Here is a 6,872-nt window from a genome sequence, read left to right on the forward strand (position 1 = left end):
GCCTTGATTGGTGTAGGTACGGCATTACTGTTTCCTGGATTAAATAATGTACTTACCAACGCTGAAAAGCAAGAACTGAATCTCTAACTAAGGTATTTAAGCGATTACATCTTAAACACACTGTGGATAGAGCCGTTGTAGTATTACTAATAATTGGATTGGTGATCATATGGTTATTAGCATCATCAATTGGCACATTAATAAAGGCTAATCAAGAAAGTTCATCTTCGGGGGCGCATTTACCAATAATACGTGTAGGTACATTACAGCCACCATTTGCGCTACCCCCAATAAACATCACAATACCGCAGCACGCGAATATAACAGAGGCCTCAGAAGTCTACGTGCCCCTGGTTCCATTACCAATTATAATACCAAACATGCCCATCAGCATTGCCAATTACATACCAACGAGCCCACCAAGGACCCAGGGTACTACGTTAAGTGGAGGTTCCGGATCAATAGGTTTACAGGGTGGTGTCGGAGGTATGGGAGCTCAAAACCATACGGTGGTTGTGCCTCTAAGGATATCGCCAATTCTCATTATATTGTTGTTGGTCTCCGTGGTTATAATCATGGGCATAGGCTCATTAATGATCGTGAGGAGGAGTATCATTAGTAAGGCCGGTGGGTATGGTTCTAGCGATCAGCGCACACAACCCGCGGTTCGAGTTAGTAGGAAGGTTGCTGATAAGGAGGTTTCTAGGGCATTGGTGGGTGGTATTAATCTACTTCCTGGTGAGGTGATTAGAGAATTGAAAGGTTGGGGAGGCAGCAATCTTGTGGATCTTGGTATACCCAGGGATTTACCATTGATTTGGAGCTTTGGTGAGCCATTACCCATGTCGGTTAAGAACGAATACTCGGTAAGTGTGATAGGTTCTGGTAAGATTGAGAACTCCTCACTAATCATGACCAAACCAGGCTGTTACGGGATTAAAATAGAATCTGACAAGCAAGCCGAGACTTTATTCATAAGAGCTGTGGATTATGACGAGGATGTTGTTAAGCACATTAAATTGAACATTAATAATTACGGAATCGACAACCCATTAACCGTGAGAGAGATCGCTAAGAAATTAACCGATGAGGGCTTAATCGTGGGTAATTACGCTGATGTAAGAGATCTAATCCGAATGTTCGAGGAGGTTAAGTATGGGCTTCGAAAGATCGATAGAGTCAGGTATGAGGAATTCCTGAGAACCCTGGGCAGGGTTTTTGGGAATGCTAGGGTGATTGTTTGTGAAGACGCATGAGATCACCAGCTTTACGGGGTATGTAATAGCCTACGTGGTATTAATTACGACAGCCCTATTGCTTATGCCCATGCCGTTTGGCATATACGTAATACTCGTAGTGGCAGTCCCATCGTTGGTACTCGTAACCCTATTATTGATTAGTGATTTATTGAGGGGGCGTAATCCGCAGTTATCTGGCTTCGTAAGGGGTACGTTAGCCCCATCATTATTCATATACCTACTCATTGATGCAATATCAAGCATGCTGGTCACGATTTACCACTTAACAATTATTAGTTACCTAATGAACTTCCTAGCTCTAGTTATCATAGGCGCCTTACTAATCAGATCATCTAATCAATATGCATCTACGAGGCATGACGTATCACAATCATTGAGGTACATAGCCTACCTCCTGATAGCCCTAGGTCTTGGTTACCTATTCGGAGCAGTATACAAACCACTGTTTTACCCCTTCGCCCTAGTCTCGATAATATACCTAGTATTAGCATCATTAACCGCCTTAACAGGAGCGGTTGATATTGACATTAACAGGTTTCTCACGAGTTCAAGATCTCTGGCCGCAGCCGTGTTTGGTATAGGTTTGTTCTATGTTGTGTTATCGATACCTAAACCAGCCCAGTGGAATATTTACGTGCTAATCGCGTTCGTAATAATAGCCTCAATAGCAATAACCTATGCTGGATACAAACTACTAATTAGTGGGCTGGGTAATGTTGAGGTTATCGAGGATGAAGTTTACGAAGCTCATAAACGTGAGATCAGGGTTGTCGCGTCGCCTGAGTACGCGAGACTTGAGGAAGCAATAAGCGACTTTGTGGCTCATGGAAAGAAGGACAAAATAATAATGTACTTAACCCATGAGCTTACTAAGGATGGGTTGGATTATGAGGAGATAATGGCGAGGCTTGATAAATTAATTAACTACTCGAGTATCGTTAAGGGTAGGGGTAGGGTGAGTAGAAAGTTGATTGAGATGGAGATTAGGGATAGGGCGAATCTGGTGAATGAATTATTCAAGCAATTATATGGTGGTGGAAACACTAATAATGAGGGTTGGTAAGGGGTGGTAGGTAATGAGTAACAAGTTGGGCATTGATTACGTGACCGGGAGGGTTAGGGCTGTGGTTGATGAGGTTACGAGGTTCTTTGTTGGTGATGAGGACGCTATCGAGAAAATACTGGCAGCAATACTGGTGGGTGGTCACGTACTCATAGAGGACGTACCCGGTGTGGGCAAGACTTTCCTATCGAAGATCCTAGCCAGGGTACTAGGGCTTAGGTACAGTAGGATACAGTTCACGCCAGATCTACTACCCAGTGACATAGTTGGCACCAAGGTTTGGAGGCAGGATAAGGGTTCATTCGAATTGGTCCTTGGTCCAATATTCGCGAACTTCGTACTTGCCGACGAGATTAATAGGGCTCCACCAAAGGTTCAGTCCGCACTTCTCGAGGCAATGCAGGAGGGCCAGGTAACGATTGAGGGTGAAACAATAAAGTTACCGAGACCGTTCATAGTCATTGCCACTGAGAACCCAATAGAGCTTGAGGGTACTTACCCATTACCCGAGGCACAGCTGGATAGGTTCATGATAAGGATAAGGCTTGGTTATCCTAAGGATGAGGTTGAGTTGCTCAGGAGGAGGGTTTCCTGGCGTAGTGATGATCCAACGGCGCAGGTAAGGACTATATTGAACGGCGATGAGTTGTTAATGATTAGGGACTTCATAGAATCTAGTGTAATTGTAAGTGAGGATGTTATGAAGTACATAACTAGTTTCAACGCAATAAGGAGGGACCCAAGGGTCCTGGCTGGTCCTAGTCCCAGGGGTTTAATTACGTTAATGAGTATGGGTAGGGCCATGGCTGTGCTTGAGGGTAGGGATTACGTTATACCTGATGATATAAAGAGCGTCGCAGTCGAGGTGCTTGGGCATAGGGTTGTCCTCAAACCCGAGGTTTCACTTGAAGGCGTTAACGGTGAGGATGTGGTTAGAGAGTACTTGGGTAAATTGCCTGTGCCGAAGTGATTGTTAATGAAGGATTCAATAAGGATGGTGGTGATACTCACCGCGGTACCAATATTCATGGCAGTAATTGCTGTACTAACAACATCAAAGTGGTACATACTAACCATAATCTTCCCATTGATTGTCATAACAATGGCATTGGGGCTTAGTGAAAGACCCAGGGTGATGATCACACTACATGTGGATAAGGATGTTATGTACGTTGGAGACGAACTAGAAGTAAGGCTTACCGTGAATGTGGATGGCGGGTTCGGACTACTGATGATTAGGGCACCGCCAATCCCTGGTTCATCGATGGCGGAGGGGTTCAATCTCGTTAAGGGCACGAACGTACACGTTGTATTTAAGGGCTTCGGAAAGGTCAGTAGGGAGTTTAATTACACCCTAAGGGCTGTCAAGAGGGGTTACTATAGCCTTGATTCTATCGAGTACGTGTTTTACCACGGTCTTGGCATTCATGAACCAATCAAGGGCTCGGTAAAGACGGACAGCTCAATCCAAGTGCTACCTAGGGTGAAGATTGTGAGGAGGGTCTTGGGTCTCGCGAAGCCTAGGCAGGGAATACCCAAATACCCACCCTCCAGGTTAGGTCCTTACTCAACCGAGTTCAGGTCTGTTAGGAATTACGTAACTGGTGATCCGTATAAACTCATCAATTGGAAGGCAACGGCAAGGAACCCTGAAGGTAGGCTAATGGTTAATGAGTATGAGAGGGAGGGTCTTAGAACAGCCATAATTATAATGGACACTGGTTGGTGGATGAGGCATGGAACAGTCGAGGAGAACCCACTTGAGTATGGCATATCATTGACTTTATCGTTAAGTAGGGTATTGCTTAGGTACGGTTATAACGTGGGTCTGTGGGTCATGCCCATGGGTCCGCGGGTGATGCCGAGCTCGGGTATGGACCAATATCAAAGGTTATTAAGGGTCCTCATGGTGATTAAGGCATTGCCCATAAAAGGTTATGTGGTTGATCAAGTGTTGCTGCGTATTGTGCAGGAGACTAAACCTGTCGTAGTGATCATAACGAATCTAACTAGGGATAATGTAAATAGGTTGGGTGGGCTTATCAGGGAATTGCCGGTGAGGATTCTTGTAATAGATGTAATACCTGACACGATACTAATGAGAAATTTAATACAAAACCCACCCTGCACCCACTGGTTCGTTAGGGATAGGAATAGGTTGTACGCTATATTGCCTAAGAACGTTAAGGTCATAACCTGGGATCCGGCGTGTGAGGGTATTGGTCTGGTGATGTCTAGGGTATCCGCATACATAGGTAGATGGTTATGATGAGATTTATACAACCAGTACTAATTGTACTGCCGATAGTGCCATTTCTCATATTAGTAATGTTAGGGTATCAATCATTAGGTTTCTTAATCATAACAGTACTCATTGTAGTTGGTTTAGTAGGTGTTGCTGTCAATAGTCCTCATTATGAATCCTGGCTCTCGTTAATAACCTCACTAATCATATCCGTTGCATCCCAGGGTTACCTACCCTATGTGATGCACATAACCCTCATTGCACTGCAGAACCCAGGACTATTCAACGCGTCAGTACTCGCATCAGAATACTCACTCACACTATCCTACCTATATAGATCGTACAATAAGTACGCAAGGGAGTTTAGGACAAAGGGCTTTGATAATGTGGAGATCGATAGGGAATTGAACATGATGATTAAACACACACTCGCAATACTCACAACAGCACTATTAATAACAGCAGTCCTATATTATCTAATAATCGAGGCCTCCATACCAATAATAGACCCATTCACAGCCCTCGTAATATTCACAGTAGCCTACCTAATAATTTCCAGATACGTTATAGCAAGGATAAGGTCATAATCACAGTATCTCAAAGAAATCACTAAAGCACTCAAGGACATTACCACCAATCAACGGACGCCACACAACCCTAAACCTACCCCTACCAACCTGCCTACCATCATTATCAAACTGAAACCAAACAACAACAAAGGAGGAGCTGGGATTAATCATGATTTGAGGAGGCTCAATAAGGTAAATTGTCTTACCAAACTCATCAACAATACCCCAAGAACCAACATACAAAGAAGAATTACCCAAATTAACCAACGTAATGTAGATAGGCTCACCAACAGCAAAAACCCTCCTATCCAGGTAAACACCACACGACATACAGCAAAAACAGGAACACATTAACTAAAAACTTATCCTACACATGAAAAATTACAGCCGAAACAATGAAATTCATAGTGCCGGGGCCGGGATTTGAACCCGGGCCCCCTTGCGGGGACGGGATGTCTTGTTATTTACCTATTCACCTCGAGTCCCGCGCCTTGGACCTAGCTCGGCCACCCCGGCTTGTGGTAATTGTCTTCACCGTTATTTATGCCTTTCCCTATTAATGTTGGTTGCAGGATTATCCATGTGAGAACCTAGTCATATGATTTGTCGTTGAGTTGCTTGTTTCTGTACATTGTTTCACCGTAAAGATATCGAAACTCCGCCACTGCCATATATGTTGGCTTAATGGTTTTGTGGAGGTGTTTTTCTTGATGATTGTTGGGATTTCATGTTGTTTCTTCGAGTTCTTTCTTGAATATTGATAATGCGTAGTTTATGTCATTTAATGGTATTCCCAGTAGTTCTATTGCTCGCCTGTTACTTAGGCTACTATCCCTCGGTCTTCTGGCCCTGTAATTCACGTCAGCGAGCCTTATTGGCTTTACGAGGTCCTCATTGTACCCAAAGTACCTGGCTATGGCCTTTGCGAACTCGTATCTGCTCATTCGTGGCCCAACGACGTGTAGTGTTCCCGTGAATTTGCTATCGATCAGTTTTGCAAATGCCTCACCGATTATGGTGTTCAGGGTTGGTGCCGACCACTGATCGGTTATTGCCCTAACCTCCTCACCCCTCCTCAACTTATCAACCACGGTCTTGCCGAAATTTGCCCTGCCAGGGCCTGCGCCGTAGATCCAGGCAACCCTAATGATCGCACCGCCAAAGGCCCTGGCGATTTCCTCAGCGAGCAGTTTCGTTAAGCCGTAGTAATTAACGGGTCTCGGCACATCATCCTCCGTGTATAACCCCCTCTCGCCATCAAACACGTAGTCCGTGGATAGGTAGTAGATGGTGGCCCCAACCCTATAGGCATTGGCAATTAGCTCCCTCGAGGCTACGACGTTAACCCTATAGCAGAGGTCGGGTTGCTCCTCGCATTGGTCCACATTACCTATGGCTGCCACGTGAACTAGAACGTCAGGTTTATAGTTACGGATTAGTTCGGCCGGGTTCTTCGTTAAATCAACCCTGACCAACTCGGCACTGGGTATTTCGACCCTATGCTCATTGTACGTACCAACCACCTGGTACCTACCCAATAATTTAACAGCTATCTTATAGCCCGGCGATGAACTAACGCCAGTAACCAAGACAATCATCAAGAATCACATCAAATCAAGCATTAATAAGGTGTACTCCATGAAACGCAGGACTTATTAATCACCGGTTTTAAGTAAAATTGAGGAAATGCTCGAGACCCGCGGATTACGCGGGCCGATGAAAAGCATCCCTCCGGC

Annotated in this window: 7 protein-coding genes and 1 tRNA gene; 5 read left to right on the forward strand and 3 right to left on the reverse strand. The window is 44.7% G+C overall.

Annotated elements, in window-relative coordinates; all coding sequences use genetic code 11:
- Window positions 1–122: 122 nt before the first annotated feature.
- Genes B7L70_RS11405 through B7L70_RS11425 form a run of 5 tightly spaced genes read left to right on the forward strand, consistent with a single transcriptional unit; the run spans window position 123 to window position 5,154 of the window.
- Window positions 123–1,256, forward strand: a complete 1,134-nt coding sequence (locus tag B7L70_RS11405) for a hypothetical protein (RefSeq protein ID WP_081228300.1) — start codon at window positions 123–125, stop codon at window positions 1,254–1,256.
- Window positions 1,243–2,322, forward strand: a complete 1,080-nt coding sequence (locus B7L70_RS11410) for a hypothetical protein (protein WP_081228301.1) — start codon at window positions 1,243–1,245, stop codon at window positions 2,320–2,322. The genes B7L70_RS11405 and B7L70_RS11410 overlap by 14 nt, the downstream gene beginning before the upstream one ends.
- A 13-nt stretch (window positions 2,323–2,335) precedes the next feature.
- On the forward strand, window positions 2,336–3,292 hold the full coding sequence (locus B7L70_RS11415) for a MoxR family ATPase (RefSeq protein WP_081228302.1): 957 nt from the start codon (window positions 2,336–2,338) through the stop codon (window positions 3,290–3,292).
- 6 nt (window positions 3,293–3,298) lie between these two features.
- Entirely contained in the window at window positions 3,299–4,591 is a 1,293-nt protein-coding gene (locus tag B7L70_RS11420) for a DUF58 domain-containing protein (protein WP_081228303.1), read from the forward strand.
- Window positions 4,591–5,154, forward strand: coding sequence for a hypothetical protein (locus B7L70_RS11425; protein ID WP_143701642.1), 564 nt, complete (start codon window positions 4,591–4,593; stop codon window positions 5,152–5,154). The genes B7L70_RS11420 and B7L70_RS11425 overlap by 1 nt, the downstream gene beginning before the upstream one ends.
- Here the strand turns inward: B7L70_RS11425 and B7L70_RS11430 are convergent, their stop codons facing one another.
- From B7L70_RS11430 to B7L70_RS11440, 3 genes are all read right to left on the reverse strand, one after another.
- Window positions 5,155–5,466, reverse strand: coding sequence for a hypothetical protein (locus tag B7L70_RS11430; protein WP_081228305.1), 312 nt, complete (start codon window positions 5,464–5,466; stop codon window positions 5,155–5,157).
- Between the two features lie 78 nt (window positions 5,467–5,544).
- A tRNA-Ser gene (locus B7L70_RS11435) sits at window positions 5,545–5,652 on the reverse strand.
- A gap of 209 nt (window positions 5,653–5,861) precedes the next feature.
- Complete coding sequence (locus B7L70_RS11440) at window positions 5,862–6,734, reverse strand: NAD(P)-dependent oxidoreductase (RefSeq protein ID WP_081228306.1); 873 nt, start codon at window positions 6,732–6,734, stop codon at window positions 5,862–5,864.
- Window positions 6,735–6,872 lie beyond the last annotated feature (138 nt).

Source organism: Vulcanisaeta sp. EB80, from assembly GCF_002078205.2.